General features: G+C 53.8%; 20 protein-coding genes. 10 read left to right on the plus strand and 10 right to left on the minus strand.

The genetic code is table 11. The features are described 5' to 3' along the window. Window positions 1–85: 85 nt before the first annotated feature. The 3 genes from HV213_RS05790 to HV213_RS05800 all read left to right on the plus strand — a co-directional run bounded on the left by HV213_RS05790 (window position 86) and on the right by HV213_RS05800 (window position 3,512). On the plus strand, window positions 86–958 hold the full coding sequence (locus HV213_RS05790) for a LysR family transcriptional regulator (RefSeq protein ID WP_181484994.1): 873 nt from the start codon (window positions 86–88) through the stop codon (window positions 956–958). A gap of 244 nt (window positions 959–1,202) precedes the next feature. Beyond that, window positions 1,203–2,378 carry an acetyl-CoA C-acetyltransferase gene (locus tag HV213_RS05795; protein WP_181484995.1) on the plus strand — a complete coding sequence of 392 codons (1,176 nt, stop codon included), beginning with the start codon at window positions 1,203–1,205 and terminating at the stop codon, window positions 2,376–2,378. Window positions 2,379–2,816: 438 nt separating this feature from the next. Next, complete coding sequence (locus HV213_RS05800; RefSeq protein ID WP_181484996.1) at window positions 2,817–3,512, plus strand: porin; 696 nt, start codon at window positions 2,817–2,819, stop codon at window positions 3,510–3,512. Window positions 3,513–3,872: 360 nt separating this feature from the next. Here the strand turns inward: HV213_RS05800 and HV213_RS05805 are convergent, their stop codons facing one another. Next, window positions 3,873–5,048, minus strand: a complete 1,176-nt coding sequence (locus tag HV213_RS05805) for an oligogalacturonate lyase family protein (protein WP_110276420.1) — start codon at window positions 5,046–5,048, stop codon at window positions 3,873–3,875. Between the two features lie 732 nt (window positions 5,049–5,780). On the opposite strand from HV213_RS05805, the gene kduD reads away from it, so the two are divergent. Then, a complete protein-coding gene (kduD, locus tag HV213_RS05810; RefSeq protein WP_181484997.1) occupies window positions 5,781–6,542 on the plus strand; it encodes a 2-dehydro-3-deoxy-D-gluconate 5-dehydrogenase KduD in 762 nt (253 codons plus the stop codon). Window positions 6,543–6,852: 310 nt separating this feature from the next. After that, complete coding sequence (gene araE / locus HV213_RS05815) at window positions 6,853–8,271, plus strand: arabinose-proton symporter AraE (RefSeq protein WP_181484998.1); 1,419 nt, start codon at window positions 6,853–6,855, stop codon at window positions 8,269–8,271. On the opposite strand, the gene HV213_RS05820 is transcribed toward araE, so the two are convergent. Then, on the minus strand, window positions 8,272–9,267 hold the full coding sequence (locus tag HV213_RS05820; RefSeq protein ID WP_181484999.1) for a LacI family DNA-binding transcriptional regulator: 996 nt from the start codon (window positions 9,265–9,267) through the stop codon (window positions 8,272–8,274). It lies immediately after the preceding gene. Between the two features lie 240 nt (window positions 9,268–9,507). On the opposite strand from HV213_RS05820, the gene HV213_RS05825 reads away from it, so the two are divergent. The 3 genes from HV213_RS05825 to HV213_RS05835 all read left to right on the plus strand — a co-directional run bounded on the left by HV213_RS05825 (window position 9,508) and on the right by HV213_RS05835 (window position 13,658). Then, window positions 9,508–10,749 (plus strand): MFS transporter, encoded by a 1,242-nt coding sequence (locus HV213_RS05825; protein WP_181485000.1) that lies wholly within the window; start codon window positions 9,508–9,510, stop codon window positions 10,747–10,749. 18 nt (window positions 10,750–10,767) lie between these two features. Beyond that, window positions 10,768–12,201, plus strand: a complete 1,434-nt coding sequence (locus HV213_RS05830) for a glycoside hydrolase family 32 protein (protein ID WP_181485001.1) — start codon at window positions 10,768–10,770, stop codon at window positions 12,199–12,201. A 113-nt stretch (window positions 12,202–12,314) separates the two neighbouring features. Beyond that, window positions 12,315–13,658, plus strand: coding sequence for a carbohydrate porin (locus HV213_RS05835; protein WP_181485002.1), 1,344 nt, complete (start codon window positions 12,315–12,317; stop codon window positions 13,656–13,658). Between the two features lie 127 nt (window positions 13,659–13,785). On the opposite strand, the gene HV213_RS05840 is transcribed toward HV213_RS05835, so the two are convergent. From HV213_RS05840 to HV213_RS05865, 6 genes are all read right to left on the minus strand, one after another. Next, on the minus strand, window positions 13,786–14,916 hold the full coding sequence (locus HV213_RS05840) for an oligogalacturonate lyase family protein (protein WP_181486339.1): 1,131 nt from the start codon (window positions 14,914–14,916) through the stop codon (window positions 13,786–13,788). Between the two features lie 63 nt (window positions 14,917–14,979). Beyond that, window positions 14,980–16,266 carry an ABC transporter substrate-binding protein gene (locus tag HV213_RS05845; RefSeq protein ID WP_181485003.1) on the minus strand — a complete coding sequence of 429 codons (1,287 nt, stop codon included), beginning with the start codon at window positions 16,264–16,266 and terminating at the stop codon, window positions 14,980–14,982. A 16-nt stretch (window positions 16,267–16,282) separates the two neighbouring features. After that, on the minus strand, window positions 16,283–17,410 hold the full coding sequence (locus tag HV213_RS05850; protein WP_181485004.1) for an ABC transporter ATP-binding protein: 1,128 nt from the start codon (window positions 17,408–17,410) through the stop codon (window positions 16,283–16,285). Between the two features lie 12 nt (window positions 17,411–17,422). After that, window positions 17,423–18,325, minus strand: a complete 903-nt coding sequence (locus tag HV213_RS05855; RefSeq protein WP_110276430.1) for a carbohydrate ABC transporter permease — start codon at window positions 18,323–18,325, stop codon at window positions 17,423–17,425. Further along, window positions 18,318–19,208 (minus strand): carbohydrate ABC transporter permease, encoded by an 891-nt coding sequence (locus tag HV213_RS05860; RefSeq protein WP_110276431.1) that lies wholly within the window; start codon window positions 19,206–19,208, stop codon window positions 18,318–18,320. The genes HV213_RS05855 and HV213_RS05860 overlap by 8 nt, the downstream gene beginning before the upstream one ends. Window positions 19,209–19,701: 493 nt before the next feature. After that, entirely contained in the window at window positions 19,702–20,028 is a 327-nt protein-coding gene (locus HV213_RS05865; RefSeq protein WP_110276432.1) for a cupin domain-containing protein, read from the minus strand. 139 nt (window positions 20,029–20,167) lie between these two features. Here HV213_RS05865 and HV213_RS05870 point away from each other — a divergent pair, with 139 nt between their 5' ends. Next, window positions 20,168–20,860 (plus strand): aspartate/glutamate racemase, encoded by a 693-nt coding sequence (locus HV213_RS05870; protein ID WP_181486340.1) that lies wholly within the window; start codon window positions 20,168–20,170, stop codon window positions 20,858–20,860. Here HV213_RS05870 and HV213_RS05875 read toward each other — a convergent pair. Further along, complete coding sequence (locus HV213_RS05875; protein WP_181485005.1) at window positions 20,847–21,773, minus strand: LysR family transcriptional regulator; 927 nt, start codon at window positions 21,771–21,773, stop codon at window positions 20,847–20,849. The genes HV213_RS05870 and HV213_RS05875 overlap by 14 nt on opposite strands. A 134-nt stretch (window positions 21,774–21,907) precedes the next feature. Here HV213_RS05875 and lysA point away from each other — a divergent pair, with 134 nt between their 5' ends. Further along, window positions 21,908–23,170, plus strand: a complete 1,263-nt coding sequence (gene lysA / locus HV213_RS05880) for a diaminopimelate decarboxylase (protein ID WP_181485006.1) — start codon at window positions 21,908–21,910, stop codon at window positions 23,168–23,170. Between the two features lie 136 nt (window positions 23,171–23,306). On the opposite strand, the gene HV213_RS05885 is transcribed toward lysA, so the two are convergent. Next, entirely contained in the window at window positions 23,307–24,308 is a 1,002-nt protein-coding gene (locus HV213_RS05885) for a LacI family DNA-binding transcriptional regulator (protein WP_181486341.1), read from the minus strand. Between the last annotated feature and the right edge of the window lie 98 nt (window positions 24,309–24,406).

Raw genomic sequence — 24,406 nt, forward strand, 5'->3', positions numbered from 1 at the left:
TCTGGCCTTAATAAGAATTTACCCGGCATTTTATGGAAAAATATGATAAACAAAAGATAGCACCCATCGATAAAGTAGATAGTTCATGCGCTATTCTCCCGAATCCTTAACCGCTTTTGTCGAAACCGTCGCCTGCGGTTCGTTTTCTGCTGCGGCGCGGCGGCTGCGGAAAAGTCAGTCCACCATCAGTACGGCGATCGCCAACCTGGAAGCCGATCTTGGCGTGACGCTCTTCGATCGCAGCTCCCGGCAACCAACGCTTACGCCGCAGGGCGAACAGGTACTGAGCTATGTCAAAGCCATTCTGGCGGCCAGCGACAGGCTGGATGAGCTGGCGATTTCGCTCTCCGGCGAAACGGAAGCGCGGCTGACTTTTGTGCTTTCCGATACCCTGCATCCCGATGTGCTTGAAGATCTGCTGGCGCAGTTTGACCGCCGTTTTCCACATACCGAATTTGAGTGCCTGATTGGCGAAGATGAGGATGTTGTCGACCTGCTGCAAAAAGAGCGGGCGCAGGTGGGGTTGATTGAGGCCAGAGAGAGTTATCCGACGGAAATCGGCAGTACCCGCCTGCCGATGCGAACCGAGATGGCTATTTATGTCGCTCCCGATCACGCGCTGGCGGCCCGGGGCAGAGTGAGCTGGGATGAACTGCATAGCTGGCGGGAGCTGCGCTTAAGTACCTATCTGGAAAGTACTGCGGAACCGGCGAGGGGGCAGGTCTGGTCGGCCCCGAACTATCTGCTGCTGTTCAGCATGGCGGCGCAGGGGTTGGGATGGTGCATTTTGCCCAGCGCGCTGGTGGAGGAGTTTGCCGGCAGCGGCACCCTGGTGACGCTGGACATTGCCGGCTGGCCGCGAGCGATTTCTATTGATTTACTGTGGAACAAGAAAGCGCCGCCGGGAGAAGCGGGAAGCTGGCTGCGTCAGCATCTGCAGGAGCACGGGCGCGAATAGAAAGCCTCCTTCGCAATTGCCCGGTGCCGGGCTGGGTTTTCGTAGGTCAGGTAAGGCGCTAGCCGCCACCTGACAGAAAAGCGGGCACGATGCGCAAAACAGGTTTGTCAGCGGCCCCAGGCGCTAAAATCGCCCATAATCTTTGTGATTTCCCTCACTTTTTTTAAACAATTACGAAATTTTTTGATAACAATTCACTACTATGATGCTGTTTCTTTGCGCAGGGGCGGAGCAGAGGTAGAGGATGAAAGATGTCGTAATCGTCGGCGCGTTGCGAACGCCAATAGGCTGTTTTCAGGGCACATTATCGCGCCACTCGGCGGTGGAGCTGGGCAGCGTGGTGGTGAAAGCGTTAGTCGAGCGCAGCGGTGTCGATCCCCAAAGTATTGATGAGGTGATCCTCGGTCAGGTCCTGACTGCGGGCACCGGGCAAAACCCGGCGCGTCAGTCGGCCATTCGCGGTGGGCTGCCGAATACCGTTTCTGCTATTACCATCAACGACGTCTGCGGCTCCGGACTGAAGGCGTTGCATCTCGCAACTCAGGCGATTCAGTGCGGTGAAGCGGATGTGGTGATTGCTGGCGGTCAGGAGAATATGAGCCGCGCCCCGCATGTATTGACCGACAGTCGGACCGGCGCGCAGTTAGGCAATAGCCAGCTTATTGACAGCCTGGTCCACGACGGCCTGTGGGATGCGTTTAACGATTATCATATGGGCGTCACGGCAGAGAATCTGGCGCGAGAGTACGGCATCAGCCGTGAGTTGCAGGATGCCTGGGCGCTCAGCTCACAGCATAAAGCGCGGCGGGCGATTGATTCTGGCCGCTTTCGCGATGAAATTGTGCCGATAGCAACCGAGCTCAACGGTACCGCGCGGCTGGTGGATACCGATGAACAGCCGCGAGTTGATGCCAGCGCTGAAGGGCTGGCCAGCCTGCTCCCGACCTTCGATCGACTCGGATCGGTCACCGCAGGCAATGCGTCGAGTATTAATGATGGCGCGGCGGCGGTGATGATGATGAGCGAAGCCAAAGCCGAGGAGCTTGGGCTGCCGATTCTGGCGCGGATCCGCGCCTTTGCCAGCGTCGGCGTCGATCCGGCGCTGATGGGGATCGCTCCGGTACATGCGACCCGCCGCTGTCTGGAGCGTGCGGGCTGGAGGTTAGATGAGGTCGATCTTATCGAAGCCAATGAAGCTTTTGCCGCCCAGGCTATTTCGGTAGGTAGGGTGCTGGAGTGGGATGAACGACGGGTCAATGTGAACGGCGGCGCGATTGCTCTCGGCCACCCGATTGGCGCATCTGGTTGTCGCATCCTGGTTTCCCTCGTCCATGAGATGATTAAACGCGATGCCCGCAAAGGGCTTGCCACGCTGTGTATTGGCGGCGGTCAGGGCGTTGCGTTGGCGGTCGAGCGCTAATATACCCGTCATACTTCAAGTTGCTTATGTGTTTGCTACGTGCACTCACCCCAGTCACATAGTTATCTATGCTCCTGGGGACTTACGCCCTTGCCGCGTGATTCGTCCCTACGGGACTCACCCTTTCAGGGCCAGCGCAAACGCTGTTCAAAACGGTTAACCGTTTTGTCCTGCAACTCGAATTATTTAGGGTATAAGCCCATTCTGGTGTGATTTTTCTAAGCCTCCTCGTGGAGGCTTTTTTGTTTTTACTGTTGATCGATTTTCCCCGCCAAATCCTCTCACAACACTCTATTTTGTTGAGCTCGGTCACGTCTTGCTGTGCCATATTTTTTGAAACAAATATTTACGATCTCGATCACTAAAACATTATTACTTAAAAAATAAAATGCAGTTTCATAAAAAAGAAACGATATTTTAAATTATAAGGGGTACCTCATGTTTGCAAAATCTCTGGCCCTTGCTGCACTGTGTGGCATGTCTTTCGCTGCTTCCGCTGTCACCGTTGATTTACGTCACGAATTCATCGATGGGGGGAAGTCGGATAAGAGCAACGCTGACCGCGTTTCCGTCTCCCATCGTTTCGCTAACGGTTTTGGCTTCTCCGTCGAGGCGAAGTGGAAATCAGGTGGTGATAGCGCCAGCCAGCCTTATTCTGATGTCATTGGCAATGGTCATGAAGAGAGCATTAGCTGGCAGTGGAAGGCGGATAAGAATTTCTCGCTAACACCTGCATTCACTATTGAAAGTAACGATAGCCGCACGATCTATAAACCGAATTTGCGTGCGCAGTATAGCTTCGACAATGGCTTCTACGTTGCCGCTCGCTATCGTTACGACTACACCCGCTATCCGGCGAATGCTGGCAAAGATGACGATAAAGTTAACCGTGGCGATGCGTGGGCCGGTTACGTCTTCGGCGACTGGCGTACCGAGCTGAACTATGTTTATGCGCGCAGTACGGAAGGTGTGAAGCGTAACGACAATAAACCGTACTCGCAGGAGTACAACCTTAAGGTTGCCTATAAGCTGGATAAAAACTGGGCACCGTATGGTGAACTTGGTAACGTCGGCGTTAACGACCGCAGCGACCGTCAGACCCGTTTCCGCGTCGGTGTTGCCTACTCGTTCTAAATTAAAAAAACCTCCTCATCGTTTTCCCCGGAGCAGTCAGCCGGGGTTTTCTGTTTGTGTTATCCGGGAAGATTCGGCAACTCTCTGCGGTCTTCCCCCGGGTCGCGGCGTAAACGCCTTACCCGGGCTACCAAATCCGAGCCGTCGGAGGGACGGTAGTACCGCGCGATCGGGTATATTCCCGGAGGCGGTGCTGCGCACCTGTCCGGGCTACAAGTCTTCAGCCGTCTGCGATCCCGTAGCCCGGGCAAGGCGCTTTGCGCCGCCCCCGGGGGGAAAAATCCGGACATAAAAAAGCCCTCCAAAAGGAGGGCAAGGCCAGTTACAAAAACACTAACTCAAACTAAACAGTGGCTAATTCTATGCTTTCAGCATCTCAGGCTGTGACGGCAGCTTCGCGATATAAACAGCAGGTTTGCCGTCTTTATCGGAACTAAACAGAATCGCGCTGTCGTCCGGCGTAAAGGATGGATGCGGATGAGTAACCTGGCGGCTATTCGCCACCGTTGCCCAGGAGGTGTCGTGGCGTGCGACGCGGAAATATGCCTGCTTCGCGACATCAAACGCGTACAGATAGGGGTCGTTATCGATGGTGTAGCCGCTGGTATCTTTCACATCGACCGGCGTACCGGAACCATCGCCCACCAGCATCGTGCCATCGAAGTTACTCATCAGATGCGAACACGCTGGCATCTGCATCACCGCTTCATTGACGCCGGTATCCGGGTTGAAGCTATAAATTGTCCGGCCCTGCTGGCCCTTCAGATAAGAAACATACATCAGAGAAGAACCATTCGGTACCCAGAATTCATGAGTGCAGCTTTCACCTTGTGCATGCTCTTTGACTTTGCGTACGTTGCTGCCGTCTTCATTGACCATCCACATCCGCGCATCGACCAGGTCGTGCGGGCCTTCGTGGCAGAAGGCGACCGTGTTGTCATCGAAAGGACGATAAATCGGGTGACCCAGCCATTTTTTCTCTTCGTGAATCACGCTACTTTCGCCGGTTTGCAGGTCGACGCGCAGCAGGCGGCAATGGGGGCCTTTATGGAAGAAGTCGTGGAAAATCTGCCAGTCGTTGAGCGGCGTCCAGTCGCTTTTGGCGATCTCGATCCCAACCAGCTTAGTGCAATCGCTGTTTGCCACCCAGGTACCGTAGCCAACCCAATCATCGGCGACGCGATAAACTTCGCGCTCTTGCAGCGTGGTGAGATTGACTTCCAGCAGCGTGCGGTCGTTCTTCACATAATAGAGGGATTTATCATCCGGAGAGAGGAAACCACCAAAGGTGTTATCACCTGCGCCTTCCGTTAACTGTACCGCCTCGGCTTTCGCCAGATTCAGCAGATAGTAGTTCCAGTGGCCATCGAACTCACCAGCAAACAGCAAATGGCTGCCATCATTGAAAAAACACTTCTGATAGAAATAGTTACGATGACAGGTTACTTCCGGTGGGGTTAAGCGGGTGATTTCCGCGCCGGTGTCCGGATCGCGGCTGACTTCATAATTCAATTTAACCCGCATGCCTTTAGCCATGATGTACTCCTTTTCCTTCCTGAGATGTCGCCAGCCTGCGTGAGCCGGTCAGTGGAAGTTGATTTAAAAGATAGGTGTCAATTTATCAAAACATCGTTTCATTATTTGTGATGGTGGACGCAATTCGCAACAACTTCCCGCGCTGGATCGCACTTTTTTGTCGCCTGTCCAGCATATGCCTGGATCACCTTTGTTTTATGGTCGTTTTTTTATGATCTACCGTCATTTTTCAAAGTTGTTGTAACTTATTGTATTTTATTGATTTAGATTGATTTTCTTTTGCTGGTGATACGACGCTTCGTGATCTGTTTTGCATTTTTAACATTTACTTATCTTAAAATTGAAACAACGTTTTAATAATAATTGAAAATGACTTTGGCCGGGGCTAAGATGTGTTCACTGAAAAACGGAACTCTGTTTTATTTTTATGAGTAAATCCCTATACCCTAAATAATTCGAGTTGCAGGACAAAACGGTTAACCGTTTTGAACAGCGTTTGCGCTGGCCCTGAAAGGGTGAGTCCCGTAGGGACGAATCACGCGGCAAGGGAACGAATCCCCAGGAGCTTACTAAAGTCAGTGACTGGGGTGAGTGAACGCAGCCAACGCACATGCAGCTTGAAGTATGACGGGTATATAGAGTTCTTAAACCATAAGGGTCTGCGTAAGCAGCAGGCTGGACTAATAGAACCTTGCCTGTGCCTACAGGCTCTGAAAGATTAAGGAACCAAGCATGATTCTCGATAAATTCTCCCTGCAGGGCAAAGTCGCTGTCGTCAGCGGTTGCGATACGGGTCTGGGCCAGGGCATGGCGGTCGGTCTGGCGGAAGCCGGCTGCGATATCGTGGGTATCAATATTGTTGAACCGACGGAAACCATTGAACGCGTTACCGCGCTGGGCCGTCGTTTTCTTAGCCTGACCGCAGACCTGCGCCAGATTGACGGCATCCCACAGTTGCTGGAGCGCGCGGTAGCTGAATTTGGTCATATCGACATCCTGGTGAACAACGCCGGTTTAATTCGTCGTGAAGACGCTATCGAGTTTAGCGAGAAAAACTGGGACGACGTGATGAACCTGAACATTAAGAGCGTGTTCTTTATGTCTCAGGCGGCGGCGAAGCACTTTATCGCTCAGGGTAACGGCGGCAAGATCATTAACATCGCGTCCATGCTCTCCTTCCAGGGCGGGATCCGCGTGCCGTCTTACACCGCATCCAAAAGTGCGGTAATGGGCGTGACCCGTCTGCTGGCCAACGAGTGGGCGAAGCACGGTATCAACGTGAACGCGCTTGCGCCGGGCTATATGGCGACCAACAATACTCAGCAGCTGCGTGCTGATGAACAGCGCAGCAGCGAAATTCTTGACCGCATCCCGGCAGGACGTTGGGGACTGCCGAGCGACCTGATGGGGCCGGTGGTATTCCTGGCTTCCAGCGCGTCTGATTACATCAACGGCTACACCGTGGCGGTTGATGGCGGCTGGCTGGCGCGCTAATTTTTAGCTCCGCTTTAGTGCAAGAGTGAACCCTGCTTCGGCAGGGTTTTTTTATGCATTAACAATAATTGTCCATATCATGAAATTAGAATAGTCCATATGATTTATTTATTTTTTAGCTGAACATCTATGTGTAATGGGGTATTTCGATAATGAGATGATTGTTTTCTGTTCTTTTGAAAGTTGAATGTCCATCACAAAATGGCTACTGGTAGCTTATTAATCCATATCTTTGGCTCGTCCTGCCTGACACCTTAGTCCGCCGATATCGTACTTTCATCACATGTTTTACTCCGTCTGGCAGGAAAAAATGGCTTCAATTAATAACGACTCTACGTTAATGCCGCGTACGCAGCGCGATACCCGGCGCATGAATCAGTTTGTTTCGATTGCCGCCGCAGTGGCGGGATTGTTGTTTGGCCTCGACATCGGGGTCATTGCCGGGGCGCTGCCCTTTATTACCGATCATTTTGTCTTATCCAGCCGCATGCAGGAGTGGGTGGTGAGCAGCATGATGCTCGGAGCCGCTATCGGTGCGCTCTTTAACGGCTGGCTCTCGTTCCGTCTGGGGCGTAAATACAGTCTGATGGTTGGCGCCGTGCTGTTTGTCGCAGGCTCTATTGGCTCTGCTTTTGCGACCAGCGTCGAAATGCTGCTGGCGGCGAGGGTCATTCTCGGCGTTGCCGTAGGTATCGCCTCCTATACCGCGCCGCTGTATCTGTCTGAAATGGCCAGCGAAAACGTGCGCGGCAAGATGATCAGTATGTACCAGCTGATGGTAACGCTGGGGATCGTGATGGCATTTCTCTCTGACACCGCGTTTAGCTACAGCGGTAACTGGCGGGCGATGCTTGGGGTGCTGGCCTTACCGGCGGTTGTACTGATCATTCTGGTCGTCTTCTTGCCGAATAGCCCGCGCTGGCTGGCGGAAAAAGGACGTCATGTGGAAGCGGAAGAGGTGCTGCGGATGCTGCGCGATACCTCGGAAAAAGCCCGCGATGAGCTGAACGAAATTCGTGAAAGCCTGAAGCTAAAACAGGGCGGCTGGGCGCTGTTTAAAATCAACCGCAACGTGCGCCGCGCGGTATTTCTCGGCATGTTGTTGCAGGCCATGCAACAGTTTACCGGTATGAATATCATCATGTACTACGCGCCGCGTATCTTCAAAATGGCCGGTTTCACCACCACCGAGCAGCAGATGGTGGCGACGCTGGTGGTTGGCCTGACCTTTATGTTCGCCACCTTTATCGCGGTCTTCACCGTCGATAAGGCCGGACGTAAACCGGCGCTGAAAATCGGTTTTAGCGTTATGGCTGTCGGCACGCTGGTGCTGGGCTACTGCCTGATGCAGTTTGATAACGGCACTGCCTCCAGCGGCCTTTCCTGGCTGTCGGTCGGCATGACCATGATGTGCATCGCGGGCTATGCGATGAGCGCTGCGCCGGTAGTGTGGATTTTGTGTTCGGAAATTCAGCCGCTGAAATGTCGCGACTTCGGTATCACCTGTTCAACCACGACCAACTGGGTGTCGAACATGATTATCGGCGCGACATTCCTGACCTTGCTTGATTCAATCGGCGCGGCGGGAACCTTCTGGCTTTACACGGCGCTGAACATCGCTTTTATCGGTGTGACTTTCTGGCTGATTCCGGAAACCAAAAATGTCACCCTGGAGCATATCGAACGTAAGCTGATGTCCGGCGAGAAGCTGCGCAACATTGGCAATTAATTACAGCGACTCGCGCGGCAGCCACGGGCTGGCAACACGTACCGTTTCCCGATGGCTGTCGCCGTTAATGATATGCAGGGCGCTCAGGCGCCCGATGTCATAATGCGGGAGCTGTACCGTCGACAGCGGCGGTAAGAACAGATCGCCGATCCCCACCATATTGTCGTAACCCACCACCGCCACATCCTGCGGAATACGTAGCCCCTGCGCCAACAGCGTCTGATAAACCATAAATGCAATACGGTCGTTGCCGCAAATCACCGAGTCGAACTGCGGCTTTTGCTGTTGGATATGCGCTAACACGACAGCGGGAATATCGCGATAGTGTTCATCGCCGTAGGCCATATAGCAGTGATCGAGCGCGTCCGGGTCAATCCCCGCTTCCCGGCTGGCGCGTTCCAGCCCCTGACGGCGGCGGACGGTTGCGAGATGGTTAGCCGGTAGATGTAGACACAGTGGACGACGGTAGCCCGCAGCCAGCAAGGCCTGCACCGCCGTGTATTGTCCTTGTTCATCATCCGGAATATAGCTGGCTACCGGATCGTGCAGGCTTTCGCAGTTCGCCAGCACGCAGGGGAGGGTCAACAGCTTGGCCGGAAGCGGTACCTGTCGCAGCCCCATAGTGGTGTAAATGATCCCGTCCGGACGGTGAGAGAGCAGCAGATCGACAATGGTTTCCGGGCTATCGTCGGAGAACATATTGACCACAAAACTGTTCCAGCCGTGGGCACGCGCGGTTTCCTCGATGGAAAGCGTAATCTCCACCGAGAACGGCGTAGTCACGGTATCCAGCGCCAGTACCCCGATGGTGTTTGGCGTAGCGTGAGCGCCGCGGATTTTTTTCGCTGACAGATCGGGGACATAGTTGGTCTGTTCGATAGCCGCCTGGACGCGGGCCAGGGTCTCTGGTTTCAACCTTTCCGGGCTATTCAGCGCGCGGGAAACCGTCATCAGCGACACATTCGCCAGCTTTGCCACATCTTTCAGGGATGCCATATTGAGTGCTCCACCCTCGCCGTCGCAACGGGGTTTAACTAAGTTACTGATGTAAAAGGATCATACGATATTCTATCGTACACGTAGCGCGTGCGCAGGCGAGGAATATTTGATCGCGATCGCACTCTCATTATGTTAACGTTAACTTTTGTAATTAACATCATGAATCTCAGCAAAACGACATGAGTTTCGCTTTTTGTTAACGTTACCATATCAGCATTACTCCAACATGAGAATGTCATGATGAAAGCGCATCGCTCCCACAGCTACCCGTTACTCAGTGCGTTACTGTTCTTCTTTTTTGTCACCTGGTCCTCTTCAGGCTCTCTGCTCTCTATCTGGTTGCATCAGGAAGTGGGTCTGAAACCGGGAGACACCGGTTTTATTTACGCGGTGCTCTCCGTCTCTGCGCTGTTTGCTCAGGTTTGCTACGGCTTTATTCAGGACAAGCTCGGCCTACGTAAGAATCTGCTCTGGTACATCACCGTTCTGCTGATCCTCTCAGGCCCGGCCTATATGCTTTTTGGCTACCTGCTGAAAATTAACGTGTTACTCGGCAGTATTTTTGGCGGGATTTATATCGGCCTGACCTTTAACGGCGGCATCGGCGTGCTGGAATCTTATACCGAACGTGTAGCGCGCCAGAGCCAGTTTGAATTCGGCAAGGCGCGGATGTGGGGTTCGCTGGGCTGGGCGGTGGCGACGTTCTTTGCCGGTTTGCTGTTCAACATCAACCCGCATTTAAACTTTGCGGTAGCCAGCTGCTCCGGCCTGGTGTTCTTTATTTTACTGGCGCGGCTGCGGGTTTTCTCTGCGTCACAGGCGATGGATGAAGCGGTGGCTGGCGGTAAAGTGACGCTGGAGGATGCGCTGCGCCTGCTGACCCTGCCGCGTTTCTGGGCGCTGGTATTCTTTGTGATCGGCACCTGCATCTACGGCGTTTACGACCAGCAGTTTCCGGTCTATTTCTCCTCACAGTTCCCGACGCTGCAGGAAGGGAACGCGATGTATGGCTATCTGAATTCGTTCCAGGTCTTTCTTGAAGCTGCGGGGATGTTCTGCGCCCCGTGGTTGGTTAACCGCATTGGCGCGAAAAACGGCCTGATCTTCGCCGGAATGGTGATGGCGATGCGTATGGTAGCCTCCGGGCTGGTTGAAGGGCCGCTGCTTATCTCCATTACCAAGCTGCTGCACGCGGTCGAGCTGCCGATACTGCTGGTCTCTATCTTTAAATACAACAGCTTAAACTTCGATAAACGCCTCTCTTCCACGCTGTATCTGGTGGGCTTCGCCTGCACCAGCTCGGTTATCGCTACGATACTGTCGCCGCTGGCGGGCTATAGCTACGAGAAATACGGCTTTGCCCAGTCCTATCTGATTATGGGACTGCTGGTGTTCTGCACCACCTTTATCTCCATCTTCTTGTTGCGTTCCACGAAGTCCTCCTCGGACCCGCTGGTCTCGCAGCCCACCGCAATCTGAATCAAAAGAGTGAAGACTATGACGTACACAATTGCCAACGCTGAACAGGAATTACAGGCTAAACGCGAGGCGCTGAACTTGCGCTGGTATCCGCGCTACCACCTGGCCGCCCGCGCGGGCTGGATCAACGACCCGAATGGTCTGGTGTGGTTCGACGGCTGGTATCACGCTTTTTATCAGCATCACCCGTACTCGACCCAGTGGGGGCCGATGCACTGGGGGCATGCGCAAAGTAAAGATCTGGTTCACTGGGAGCATCTGCCGGTGGCGCTGGCCCCGGAAGGCCCGGAGGATAAAGACGGCTGTTTCTCCGGATCGGCGGTCGTTGATGGCGATACGTTGGCGCTGATTTATACCGGGCATAAATTCCACGGTGACGCCAGCGATGAGGCTAATCTCTATCAGGTGCAGTGTCTGGCGACCAGCCGCGACGGTATTCACTTTGAGCGCCAGGGGATCGTGGTCGATACCCCGCCGGACATGCACCATTTCCGCGACCCGAAAGTGTGGCGGGAAGGGGAGTGCTGGTACATGATCGTCGGCGCTCGCGATGGCGACACAGGGCAGGTGCGGCTGTATCGTTCTGCCGATCTGCGCCAGTGGCACGACGCGGGCGTTCTCGACGAGGCAGAGAAAGAGATGGGTTATATGTGGGAGTGCCCGGACTTTTTCACTCTCAATGGTAAACACATATTGATGTTTTCCCCGCAGGGGATTGCGGCAAAAGGCTATCGGAACCGTAACCTTTTCCAGAGCGGCTATCTGCTCGGCGACTGGCGGCCGGGGCAGGCGTTTGTTCGCGAGGGGGAATTTGTGGAGATGGATCATGGGCACGATTTTTATGCCCCGCAGAGCTTTCTCACCCCCGATGGCCGCCGTATCGTCATTGGCTGGCTGGATATGTGGGAATCGCCGCAGCCGGAGCAGCAGGATGGCTGGTCGGGTATGCTTTCGCTACCGCGCGAGCTGAGCCTGAGCGCGGATAACCGTCTGCAAATGCGCCCGGCTAAAGAGGTCGAGGGCATGCGCGGGGCCTGGTTCCCGTGGCCGGTCACAACGCTGAAAAACCAGCAGACGATGATGGTGGAAAACTGTGAAGCCATGGAGGTCATCCTGAACTGGGATTGCGCCAGCAGCAGCGCTGAGCAGTATGGTCTGAGCTTCGGCGATGGTCTGCGTATTTACGTGGACGCGCAGATGCAGCGCCTGGTGCTGGAGCGTCATTATCCGCAGTATGGTCTGTGCGGGGTACGTAGCGTGCCGTTAACCACCGGGGCAGAGCTGAAGTTAAGGATATTCTTCGATAGCTCTTCCGTCGAAGTGTTTGTTAATGATGGTGAGGCTTGTCTCAGTAGTCGTATATATCCGGATGCAGACAATCGCGAATTGGCTTTATTTGCCTGGAGCGGTTCGGCGTTTTTAACTGAAGCGGGAGCCTGGCAACTGGAATAATCGTTATTTCATTGTTTTTAATACTCCGCCTTTGACGATGGGCGGGGTATTATTGTCATCATCGTCGTGTTTTACCTATAAATAAAAACTTAATTTAATAAAAGGGTTTACCGATGAATAAAATCTGGGTCGGGTGTTTTCTGACATCTTTATTTACCCCTCTGGCTAATGCACAGGAGCCATTAACACTCGAAGAACGGCTGGCGCAAATGGAGCAACGGCTGAAAGCGACGGAACAGCGGGCATCCAGCGCGGAGGCGGAGATCCGAGCGCTAAAACGTCAGGAGACGCCAACGGCGGTGGCCAGTACCGCACCCGCTAAGCCCACTTTGCAACTTAATGATTATGGCGAATTAAAATTCTATGGCGACGTTGAGTTTAATATGGACGGTGCCAGTCGCACCGGTAGTTTAACGTCGGTGAAAACCAGTGCTAATAAAAACTGGGCGCCGGGAGATAAAGAACGTTGGGATATTAACGGACGTATTCTTCTGGGCTTTGATGGGTTACGCAAAGGCGCTAACGGGAAATATGCTGGATTCAGCGTCCAGCCGCTGGCGGATATGAATGGAAAAATGAATCTTGATGACGCGGCGTTTTTCTTTGGTCAGGAGAGTGACTGGAAAATAAAAATTGGTCGCTTCGAGGCTTACGATATGTTCCCGCTGAATCAGGATACCTTTATTGAATATTCCGGCAATACGGCGAACGATCTGTATAGCGATGGTTATGGCTATATTTACATGATGAAAGAGGGACGTGGGCGTAGTAGTAGCGGCGGTAACTTCCTGCTGAGTAAAAACCTTGATAATTGGTACTTTGAGGTTAATACGCTAGTGGAAGACGGCAGCTCTCTGTTTGTCGAGCAGAACTATCATGGCAACGCGCTGGATAACCGTAAAAACGTGGTTTACGTGCGCCCGGTGGCGGCGTGGCAGTCCGGTACGTGGTCGGTGGCGGCGGCGCTGGAGAGTAACCTCGTCAATAACGCCTACGGTTATCAGAATCAAAACGGTCGCTGGGTCGATCAGTCCAGCCGCACCGGCTACGGCATGACGCTGAGCTGGAATACGCTGAAAACCGATGCCGAGGATGGGGCGGTGGTAAATTTGAGCACCGCGTATCTGGATGCGGCGGATGAAAAGGATTTCAGTGCCGGTATCAATGCGTTATGGCACCGCGTGGAGCTGGGCTATATCTATGCGCATAATAAAATCGACCGGTTTAATATGTCCGGTGTCAGCGCGGAATGTGACGGCGATTGTGCGATCCTGACGCCGGGGCGCTACGACATCCACACCCTTCACACCTCATGGCTGCTGCCGGATATTATGGATATGCCGAACTTTAATATTTACCTCGGAGCCTATGCGTCGTGGCTGGATTCGTCGGCGGCGAAAAGCGGCAATACCGATGAGCGCTACGGCGCTCGGGTGCGGTTTAAGTATTTCTTCTGATAAGTTTTCCCGGGTTGCGGCGTAAAGCGCCTTACCCGGGCTACCCCATCACAAACTTGCGGCGGACCCGTAGCCCGGGCAGACGCTTTGCGCCGCCCCCGGGGAAGGCCGCAGAGTTGTCGAATGACTACACCTCAGCCAGATACAGCGCGGGCATGCCTTCTTTATCAGAGGTAAACAGCACCCAGCGGTTATCTGGTGAAAATGACGGATGCGGATGCGTTGCCTGACGCTCGCCTTCGATGACTTTCCAGGTCGAATCATGGCGGCAAACCGCTTTTTGCTCACCGGTATGAATATCAAATACCCAGATAAACGGATCGTTAAGCTGAATATCACCGGTGCTGTGCGGCGCGCCGTCACCGGTCACCAGAGAACCATCATGATTGCTCATCAGATGTGAACAAGGGGGGATCGCCATCAACTGTTGGTTTTCCAGCGTTACCGGATCGGCACGATACAGATAACGATGCGGATCGTTTTCCTGATGGGCGACGTAGTAAAGCGCGGAACCATCCGGCACCCAGAACTCATGGGTAAAACTCTCTCCTGGTTGGTGTTGGCGAACCTTACGCATATGGCTACCGTCAGCGTCGATAAGCCACATTCTGGCATCGATCGCATCGCGTGGGCCTTCGTGGCAGAAGGCGATGGTGTTGTCATCAAACGGACGATAAATCGGGTGACCGAGCCAGCGTTTTTCCTGCAATACCACACGCTGTTCACCGCTGTGTAGATCGATATTAATCAGACGACATTCCGGTTCGGTAAAGTAAAAGTCGCGGAATTTGCTCCAGTCGGTCAGCGGCTGCCAGTCGCTTTTTTTGATTTCGATTCCCACCAGTTGGCTGCAATCGCTATTGGCAACCCAGGTACCGTAAGCGACCCACTCGTCGTCCACCTGATAAACAACCTGTTCTTCCAGCGTCTCCAGACTCACGCGGCGCAGCTGTTGGTTGTTTTTCACATACCACAGCGACTGGTCATCCTCGGAGAGAAAACCGCCGAAGGTATTATCGCCCGGCCCGTCGGTAATCTGAGTGGCCTGCTGGGCGGCGATATCGAGTAAATAGTAGTTCCAGTGGCCTTCAAACGCACCGCCGAAAATCAGCTTGCTACCGTCCTGGGTAAAGCATTTTTGATAGAAGTAATTACGGTGACAGATAACATGCGATGGCGTCATCCGGATCACCTGGTGACCGGTTTCGCTGTCCTGCGTGGTCCGAAAGTTCAGCGGGATGATTTTGCCTTTCATGATTGACTCCTTGCTAAAAAAATACCCCGCAGCCGGGGCTGCGGGGTAGGTACTGATAACGAGCAGTTAGCGCATCGCGCGGCGCAGGATACGGTCAGACTGACGCTGGAAATCTGCGGCCGTCTCTTCGACCGTTTTCTGTCCATAATCGATGTACTGCAAAGAGGTGCCGAACTGGGCAACGATCTGCGGGTCATCGAAGTATGGCGACACGGAAAGTTTGGTTGGCAGAGACTGCGCCAGCTTCAGGCCGGATACCGCCGGGTCATCGGCTTTAATGGTGCCGTCTTCGGTCAGGTATTGCACCGCCACCTTACTCAGCGGTACGCCACGCTCCAGGCCCAGGGTATCAACCCCTTCCTTGCTGTTCAGCAGGAAGTTAATGACTTTCGCCGCTGCTTCCGGATTTTTGGTCGATTTACCGATGGAGAGCATCTGCGCTGGTTTAAAGAACAGACCCGCGTCGGTAGCACCCGGCAGCATCGGATAGTTACCCAGATCCAGCTTCGCTGGCGGCTTCAGGTTGTCGGAGTATTTGTTAATGGTGGAGTTCCACATATAGGTCCCCGCCCACTCGCCCTGAATCCACGGCTTCATTTCATACATATTGCTCTTGCCGAACGAGGCGTAGTACTTGGTGTCCGGCATCACGTGGCTGTCGATAAGCTTTTTATACATCTGGAAGAATTCAACCCACTGCTCTTTGCTGTAGGAGAACTTCTTGGTTTTTTCATCGATAGCCGGTTGGTTATATTTCTGAATCATATATGAATTCAGCAACGCCAGGGTGTCCTGGTGCTCCAGCACCACCGGATAATACTGTTTACCCAGCTTGCTTTCGAAGGCTTTGCCCGCCGCCATCAGTTCGTCCCAGGTTTTCGGGTACTCGACGCCGGCTTTTTTCCAGGTCTCATCGTTGAAGTAGAACACGCGGGCGGTGACGGAAATGGGAATACCGTTAAGCTTGCCGTCCACCGTGGTGGTTTGCAGCTCTTTGGCATCGAACTGGCTCAGATCGATAACGTCCTTCATCTTATTCAGATCGTAGAAGCCTTCGCCGTTTTTCGAGAAGATCGGCAGCCAGTTCCAGTTGGTCTGCATCACGTCAGGCTCGGTGCCACCAGCGATCTGTGTGGTCAGGCGCGAAAGGTGACCGTCCCAGCCGGTATACTCCGCTTTGACGTTGATGTCTGGATTTTGCTTGTGGAACTCCTCCAGCGCCTTCAGGGTGACCTGATGGCGGCCGTTGCCGCCCCACCATGACATACGCAGGTCGACATCCTTCGCCATTGACGGTAACGCGGTAAGGCCCAGAGTTGCGGAGATTACGGCGCTTAAAAGCACTTTTTTCATTTTAATACTCCAGTGTTCACAGAGAGATGTTCTGTTCAGTTTTCGCGTCAAAGATATGACACTTGTTGAGATCAAATTTGAAATACACCTTGCGATGAAGCCCTTTCTCAATCATCGGTTTTGCTTCATCGGACGGAACGCGGGCAGTCAGTTCATAATCAGCAACCTTCAGATAAACAAAGAATTCATGTCCCATGTTTTCCACGCGTACCATTTCGCCAGTGCATGAACCTTCAGCAAAAGGTTCATCGGAGATAGAGACGAATTCCGGACGCACGCCAAAGAACACCTGCTGGTTCTTGTGGGTCTCAATTTTGCTTTGCAGCTCGTCGTTGAGCGGCAGTAAGCCATCGCCTACGGTCAGATGCAGGCGACCGGCTTGCTCAACCAACTGGCTGGAACGAATGTTCATCTCCGGCGCGCCGATAAAGCCCGCCACAAACATGTTCTTTGGTTTGTGGTAGAGATTGTCCGGGGTATCAACCTGCATGATATGACCCAGCTTCATCACGCAAATGCGGTCGCCCATGGTCATCGCTTCGGTCTGATCGTGGGTCACATAAACGGTGGTTGCCGGTTTACCGGATGCCTTCAATTGCTTATGCAGGTCAGAGATACGAATACGCATCGAAGCACGCAGCTTGGCATCCAGGTTAGATAACGGTTCGTCAAACAGGAACACGTCTGGCTTTTTCACAATCGCACGGCCTACGGCCACACGCTGAGCCTGACCACCGGAGAGCTGGCGCGGTAGTCTGTCCAGCAAATCGTCCAGTTCGAGGATTTTTGCCGCTTCGTTCACCTGGGCTTCGATCTGATCCTTCGGTAGCTTGCTCAGCTTGAGGCCGAAGGCGAGGTTTTCGCGTACCGTCATATGCGGATAGAGCGCATAGTTCTGGAACACCATCGCGATACCGCGCGCTTTTGGCGCGAGGTTGTTAACGATTTTCTCGCCGATACGCACTTCACCGCCGCTGATGGTTTCCAGCCCGGCCAGCATACGTAGCGTTGTGGACTTAGCGCAGCCCGACGGCCCAACGATGACCATAAACTCGCCGTCAGCGATGGTCAGATCGATACCATGTACCGCTTTGAAGCCGTTGGAGTAGACCTTTTCCAGTTTGTTGAAAATAACTTCAGCCATGATATTTCCCTCTTAACCTTTAATTCCGCTGCTGGTAACGCCTTGAACAAAGTAGCGTTGTGCCAGGAAGAACACGATGATGGACGGCAGAATGGAGATGCTCGCCATTGCCAGAATTTCGTTCCACGGAGCGCCTTCCGTGACGTCGATGGACATTTTTAACGCCAGTGCGATTGGATACTTGTCGACGCTGTAGACGTAAATCAGCGGGCCGATAAAGTCGTTCATTGACCACATGAACTGGAACAGTGCCACTGAGATAATCGCCGGTTTCAGAATCGGTACCACCACGTACCACAGCACCTGGAAGGAGTTGCAGCCGTCAATTTGCGCTGCTTCTTCCATGTCGCGCGGAACGCCGCGCAGGAACTGAATCAGCATGAACACGAAGAACCCTTGGGTGGCGAAAGCCAGCGGCAGGTACAGCGGCAGATAGCTGTTCAGCATGCCCATTTCACGGAACATCAGGTACTGAGGAATCAACAGCACGGTGCTTGGCAGCAGCATGGTGGTGATAAGCGTTGCGAACCAAAACTTCTTCCATGGGATCTCGAAGCGGGCAAAGCCGTACGCCACGATGGTGGAGGAGATAATGGTCAGCAGTACTTTCGGGATCACATACTTGAAGGTGTTCAGCATGTAGTGGCCGAAGTTGTACTCGGTGCCGGTTTTCCAACCGTTGATAAACCCATCCCAGGTCGCGTGGGCAGGCCACAGGCTCAGGGTGGTGAAGATCTCGTGGTTCGGTTTGAACGACGCCGAGAACATCCATACCAGCGGGTAGAGCATCAGCAGGCCAACGAACAGCAGGATCACATAGCGGATACTGGCGTTGATTTTCTCACGACGCAGAGTCCGTGCGACTTCACGTTCGGCAATGTCCCTTGCTTGCGAGATTTGTTGGATATCAGCCATTTTTGCCTCCCTTATCGGCGGAGTAGAACACCCAATATTTCGAAGACTTAAACGCAATGGCGGCAAAGACCGCGACGACCAGGAACAGCACCCATGCCAGCGCCGCGCCGTAACCCATATCGAAGTACTTAAATGCGGTGTCGTAGATGTAGAGCGAGAACAGATAGGTGGAGTAGGTTGGGCCGCCGCCGGTTATGACGTACGGGCCGGTAAACTCCTGGAACGCCTGAGTGGTCTGCATGATGAAGTTGAAGAAAATCACCGGCGTAATCAGCGGCACCGTGACCTTCATAAACATCTGCCATTTGGACGCGCCATCGATCATCGCCGCTTCATATTGTGATTGCGGAACGTTCTGCAAGGCGGCAAGGAAGATAACCATCGCTGAACCGAACTGCCAGACGCGCAGCAGGGTGACGGACATCAGCGCCAGCGAAGGCTCGCCGAGCCAGTTAACCGGGTCGAAACCGAGCACGCCGATAAAGCTGTTCAGCAGGCCGTCGATGGCAAACAGCGCACGCCACAGAACGGCAATGGCGACTGAGCTGCCGAGAATCGACGGAATGTAGTAGGCGGTACGGAAAAAACCGATGCCGCGCAGTTTAAAGTTGAGGACGAAAGCAATCCCCAGCGCGAAAGCCAGTTTTAATGGGATGGTTAAAAAGACATACGCGAACGTCACGCCCATGGATTTCCAGAAGAGGCCATCTTCGGTAAGCATGTAGCGATAGTTTTCGATGCCGTTAAACACCGGTGGACTCATCAAATCGTACTCAGTGAAACTGAGGAAGAAAGATGAAACAAAGGGAAAGGCGGTGAAGATTATCAGCCCGATGATATAGGGCGATATCCATGCCAATCCCAGCATTCTGTTTTCATTCATACATACCTACCTGGCTTACGAGTTTGTAATACGGATTCGGGTTTAGTGCCTTTCCCGCGAGGAGTGTCGCCGGAAAGTTAATGCGTTCCTGGTATGTCAGCGATGAGTCATCCCTTGTTAGCTTTGCGTTTCTGAGCTCTTTTCACTCTAAAAATCCCTACAGAGCATGTGTTTTTTGATTTTGCCTTACCTGGTGTCCTGATTTTGTAAAACACCGTTTTAAATTTATTTTATTGCTATTTATTACAGAGTCATTCAGTTCATCTCGGAAATGTGATCAAAGTCGAAACGATGTTTCAAAAAATGCGAGCGCGCGCATTTTGCAGAGATAGCGGGGAGTTGAGGAGGGGGGTGAAAATGAGAACTGAGGCTGGTCTGGCGGGGTTAATTGCTTTGCTAATGATTGTTATTGAACATACTTTATGACAATTATTTTGGGCGGAAAAGTTCAGAAAATGGTGGGCATGCGAGGCATGCCCTGGTGAGGGGGAAACTATTTTTGCAGAAAATCCTGACGGACAGGGGTAAACGTATCGAGCAGCGTCCCCGGCTTCAGGCAGATACAGCCGTGCATGATTTCCGGTTTCTTGTAGAGCGTATCGCCCGCGCTAACCACATGCTTTTCATCACCGATGGTGAATTCAAACTCACCGGAGAGCACATAGGTGAGCTGCTCGTGAGGGTGGTTATGCATTGGCCCGATGGCGCCCGCTTCGAAGTTCACCTCGACCGCCATCATCTTGCCATCATGCGCAAGAATGCGACGGGTGACGCCATTGCCCAGATCTTCAAGGGTGGTCTCTTTATGAAAAATAAACATCCGCTGATCCTGTAGTTAAATGAAACGTTGTTTTATTTAATTTATCCTACAAAAAACCAAAAGGAAACGATCGTCAGGAGAAGGTGGAAAGTTGATCACAAGTTTGGTTCACTGAAGGACTTCACATAAGGAGCGAATGATGAAAACGATTGGCCTGTTGGGTGGGATGAGCTGGGAATCGACGATTCCCTACTATCGCCTGATTAACGAAGGTATCAAAGCGCGCCTGGGCGGTCTGCACTCCGCCAGCCTGCTGCTGCACAGCGTGGATTTTCATGAAATCGAGGCCTGCCAGTCGTCGGGCGATTGGGATCGTGCGGGCGAGATCCTGGCACAGGCGGCTTTCGGGCTACAGCAAGCGGGGGCCGAAGGCATCGTGCTGTGTACTAACACCATGCATAAGGTCGCCGAAGCCATTGAAACGCGCTGCGACGTGCCGTTCCTGCATATTGCCGATGCCTCCGGGCGAGCGATTACTGCCAAAGGCCAAAGCCGCGTGGCCCTGCTTGGAACGCGCTATACCATGGAGCAGGATTTTTATCGCGGCCGCTTACAGCAGCAGTTCGCCATCGAGACATTGATTCCTGAAGCTGAAGACCGTGAACGTATCAACCAGATCATCTTTGATGAACTGTGCCTGGGAACCTTTAGCGCAGAATCGCGTGACTACTATCTGCAGGTCATTGACGCCCTGGCGGAGCAGGGGGCTGAAGGCGTGATTTTCGGTTGTACCGAAATCGGTCTGCTGGTACCCGCAGAAAGCAGTCCTCTGCCGGTGTTTGATACCGCCGCGATTCATGCGGCGGACGCGGTTGAGTTTATGCTTTCGTAAGCACCGCTTCGAGCGGGGTCAGGATGCGCGGCAGGCTATTTTGCAGATGCAGAGCGAAAGCATCGACCAGCGCAGAGCCGGGGCGGTGCAGTGGGCGAATCAGGCTAATAGTAAATGGCACTTCAATACTAAAGCGGCGCACGACTACGCCGTTTCCGGCGTAGTCGAGGGCGGTGAGCGGGTTGACCACTGAGATCCCCACCCCCGAGCGCACCATGGCGCAAATTGAGGCCGCGCTGTGTGTTTCGACGACCATGCGCCGTTTAACCTCATGTTCAAGGAACAGCGTATCCAGTAATTGACGATAACTGTCCGTGCGCGACAGGCTGATATAGTTTTCGCCGTGAAAATCCGCAGGCGTCAGCTCTTGTTTAGCGGCAAGCGAATGGCCTTGCGGCAGCACGCACACTTCGTTTAGCGTTAGCAGTGGCGTACGCTCGGTTCCGGCGGGGGTATGGAGCGTTTCGGTCAGACCAAGATCGTGGCGCTGAGCTGAAAGCCACTCTTCCAGCAGCGGTGATTCCTGAGGGACGATTTGCAGGCTGACGTCCGGGTAGCGCGCCAGAAAAGGCTGCAACAGCAGCGGTAAGAACGACTGGGAAAAAACCGGCAAACACACCACCGACAGCTCGCCCTGGCGGAATTCGCGCAGGCTTTCTGCCGCGCTAACGATTCTGTCGAGGCCGTACCAGGAACGCTGCACTTCTTCAAACAGGCGCAACCCCTGAACCGTTGGCTGCAGGCGACCGCGGGCGCGGGCAAATAGCGTTAATCCCAGCACCTTTTCGAAACGCGCCAGCTCGCGGCTGACGGTCGGCTGCGAGGTATGCAGCATCCGCGCGGCTTCCGTCAGATTACCGGTGGTCATCACCGCATGGAAAATTTCAATATGGCGCAGGTTGACGGCGGGCATGAGCGATCCTCGGATGATGTAAGCCATATCATTTTTGCATAGACTGGCAATAAAACGATATTTTTTATTCCTTACAGGCTGTGGCGTAATCGTAAAAAAACACAGACAACGCACACACAGCACCGGAGTTCCTTATGCCACGCTCGCTTTACGCTACTAATACCGATCTGACCGCAGAGAACCTGCTGCGGTTGCCTGCCGAATTCGGCTGCCCGGTCTGGGTCTACGACGCGCAGATTATCCGCCGCCAGATTGCCCAGCTTAACCAGTTCGACGTCGTGCGTTTTGCGCAGAAGGCCTGCTCAAATATTCATATCCTGCGCCTGATGCGTGAACTGGGTGTCAAGGTGGACTCGGTGTCGCTGGGCGAGATCGAGCGCGCGCTGGCGGCGGGGTACGATCCGCAACAGCATCCGGAAGATATCGTTTTTACCGCTGACCTGATTGACGATGCAACGCTGGCGCGGGTGAAAGAGTTGCAGATCCCGGTCAACGCCGGGTCTATCGACATGCTAAGCCAACTAGGCGAAGTCTCTCCGGGCCACCGCGTCTGGTTGCGAGTGAATCCGGGCTTCGGTCACGGTCATAGCCAAAAAACCAATACCGGCGGTGAAAACAGCAAGCACGGGATTTGGTACAGCCATTTACCGGCAGCGCTGGAAGTGATGCGCCGCTACCAGCTACAGCTGGTGGGTATTCATATGCATATTGGTTCCGGCGTCGATTACGGCCATCTGGAACAGGTATGCGGCGCGATGGTGCGTCAGGTTATCGAGTTCGGCCAGGATCTGCAGGCGATCTCTGCCGGCGGCGGATTATCGATCCCCTACCATGAAGATGAAGAGGCGATCGATACCGATCACTACTTCGGGTTGTGGAATGCGGCGCGCGAGCAGGTGGCGAAGCATTTGGGTCATCCGGTGAAACTGGAAATCGAGCCGGGTCGCTTCCTGGTGGCGGAATCCGGGGTGCTGGTTTCTCAGGTGCGCAGCGTGAAAGAGATGGGCAGCCGCCACTTCGTGCTAATTGACGCCGGTTTCAACGATCTGATGCGCCCGTCAATGTACGGCAGCTATCATCACATCACCGCTCTGGCGGCAGATGGCCGAGACCTTAGCGCTGCTGGGGAGATTAAAACCGTGGTCGCCGGGCCGCTGTGCGAATCGGGCGATGTCTTTACCCAGCAGGAAGGGGGAACGGTGGAAGCGCGGCTGCTGCCAGCGGTAGTGCCGGGCGATTACCTGGTGCTGCACGACACTGGTGCTTACGGTGCGTCGATGTCCTCTAACTACAACAGTCGTCCGCTGCTGCCGGAAGTGCTGTTCGACAACGGCAAAGCGCGGCTAATCCGTCGTCGTCAGACGATTGAAGAGCTGCTGGCGCTTGAGCTGCTGTGAGTTGATGTGAAGGCGTTTTGCCCATAGTGCCCGCGTTTTTGTCGGGCGGCGGCTAGCGCCTTACCCGGCGGGGATTGTGAATTTCGTAGGCCCGGTAAGGCGCTAGACGCCACCGGGCAATTGCAACTTTAGCTAATTATTTGTAATACGGCCCGGTCGTTACCGATTCGCGCAGTACCAGCGTACCGGTAAAAGGCGGGATCGTCTCAATCGGCTGATCGTTCGCCAGTTTGATCGCCTGATCGATAGCGGTGGTTATCATGTTATCGATAGGTAGATAGACCGTGGACAGCCCCGGTTCCAGCCATTTTGCGCTCGGTGCGTCATCGAAACCGAACAGCGAAATATCCTGCGGGATCCGCAGCCCAGCCTGATACAGCGCCTTCGAAGCGCCCAGCGCCATATCATCGTTACAGGAAAACAGCGCGCTAAACGGCGTCTTCTCTTCTAACAGTTCACGACACAGCTCATAGCCGCGGGTCATGGTGGAGTCGCCATACTTCACTTTGGCCGGATCCCACTCGATACCGTTTTTTTTCAGCGCATTACGATAACCTTCCAGACGGGCTTTACCCGTCGGCGTGTGCATCGGCACGGTAATACAGGCGATATCGCGATGACCCTGGGTAATCAGGTACTCAACGGCCTGAAACGCCGCGTCCTGTTGTTCGAAGAACACGCAGATCTCTCGCGCCTGGCTGACGTCGCGGTTAATGACCACCAGCGGCATGTCGATGGACTCAATCAGCGACATGATTTTCTTTTCGCTCATATGGCGCGTGTAGAGCACGATGGCATCGCACTGGCGATCGGCCAGCATCTGCACCGCTTCTTCTTCACGTTCTGGCGCATCGTGGCCGTCGGTGACGATCAGCTGTTTGCCCCAGGCCTCCGTTTGTCGGGACGCCTGCTGTAGCAAGCGTCCGAAATAGAAACCATCAAAGGTGGAAACCACCAAACCGATGCTATTACTCGTGCGGTTCGCCAGCGAGCGGGCGAGAAAGTTAGGCCGATAGCCCAGCTCTTCCATCGCCTTAAAAACCTGTTGGCGGGTGCTCTCTTTCACCTGACCTGTGCCGTTCAACACGCGGGAAACCGTCGCTTTAGAGACGCCTGCGCGAATTGAGACATCCAGCATTGTTGCCATTCTTACGATTCCTGATATCACGTGGTAACGCGCAGTTTATCACAGACATTCAGGGGGATATGGCCTCAAGGCAGCGTAAAAAACTATCG

Source organism: Klebsiella sp. RHBSTW-00484 (assembly GCF_013705725.1).
GTDB lineage: Bacteria > Pseudomonadota > Gammaproteobacteria > Enterobacterales > Enterobacteriaceae > Klebsiella.

Bases quoted from the DNA above. Each gene is read 5' to 3' on its own strand.
- HV213_RS05790 (WP_181484994.1), top strand. From the start codon at position 86: ATGCGCTATTCTCCCGAATCCTTAACCGCTTTTGTCGAAACCGTCGCC.
- HV213_RS05795 (WP_181484995.1), top strand. From the start codon at position 1,203: ATGAAAGATGTCGTAATCGTCGGCGCGTTGCGAACGCCAATAGGCTGT.
- HV213_RS05800 (WP_181484996.1), top strand. From the start codon at position 2,817: ATGTTTGCAAAATCTCTGGCCCTTGCTGCACTGTGTGGCATGTCTTTC.
- HV213_RS05805 (WP_110276420.1), bottom strand. From the start codon at position 5,048: ATGGCTAAAGGCATGCGGGTTAAATTGAATTATGAAGTCAGCCGCGAT.
- kduD (WP_181484997.1), top strand. From the start codon at position 5,781: ATGATTCTCGATAAATTCTCCCTGCAGGGCAAAGTCGCTGTCGTCAGC.
- araE (WP_181484998.1), top strand. From the start codon at position 6,853: ATGGCTTCAATTAATAACGACTCTACGTTAATGCCGCGTACGCAGCGC.
- HV213_RS05820 (WP_181484999.1), bottom strand. From the start codon at position 9,267: ATGGCATCCCTGAAAGATGTGGCAAAGCTGGCGAATGTGTCGCTGATG.
- HV213_RS05825 (WP_181485000.1), top strand. From the start codon at position 9,508: ATGATGAAAGCGCATCGCTCCCACAGCTACCCGTTACTCAGTGCGTTA.
- HV213_RS05830 (WP_181485001.1), top strand. From the start codon at position 10,768: ATGACGTACACAATTGCCAACGCTGAACAGGAATTACAGGCTAAACGC.
- HV213_RS05835 (WP_181485002.1), top strand. From the start codon at position 12,315: ATGAATAAAATCTGGGTCGGGTGTTTTCTGACATCTTTATTTACCCCT.
- HV213_RS05845 (WP_181485003.1), bottom strand. From the start codon at position 16,266: ATGAAAAAAGTGCTTTTAAGCGCCGTAATCTCCGCAACTCTGGGCCTT.
- HV213_RS05850 (WP_181485004.1), bottom strand. From the start codon at position 17,410: ATGGCTGAAGTTATTTTCAACAAACTGGAAAAGGTCTACTCCAACGGC.
- HV213_RS05855 (WP_110276430.1), bottom strand. From the start codon at position 18,325: ATGGCTGATATCCAACAAATCTCGCAAGCAAGGGACATTGCCGAACGT.
- HV213_RS05860 (WP_110276431.1), bottom strand. From the start codon at position 19,208: ATGAATGAAAACAGAATGCTGGGATTGGCATGGATATCGCCCTATATC.
- HV213_RS05865 (WP_110276432.1), bottom strand. From the start codon at position 20,028: ATGTTTATTTTTCATAAAGAGACCACCCTTGAAGATCTGGGCAATGGC.
- HV213_RS05870 (WP_181486340.1), top strand. From the start codon at position 20,168: ATGAAAACGATTGGCCTGTTGGGTGGGATGAGCTGGGAATCGACGATT.
- HV213_RS05875 (WP_181485005.1), bottom strand. From the start codon at position 21,773: ATGCCCGCCGTCAACCTGCGCCATATTGAAATTTTCCATGCGGTGATG.
- lysA (WP_181485006.1), top strand. From the start codon at position 21,908: ATGCCACGCTCGCTTTACGCTACTAATACCGATCTGACCGCAGAGAAC.
- HV213_RS05885 (WP_181486341.1), bottom strand. From the start codon at position 24,308: ATGCTGGATGTCTCAATTCGCGCAGGCGTCTCTAAAGCGACGGTTTCC.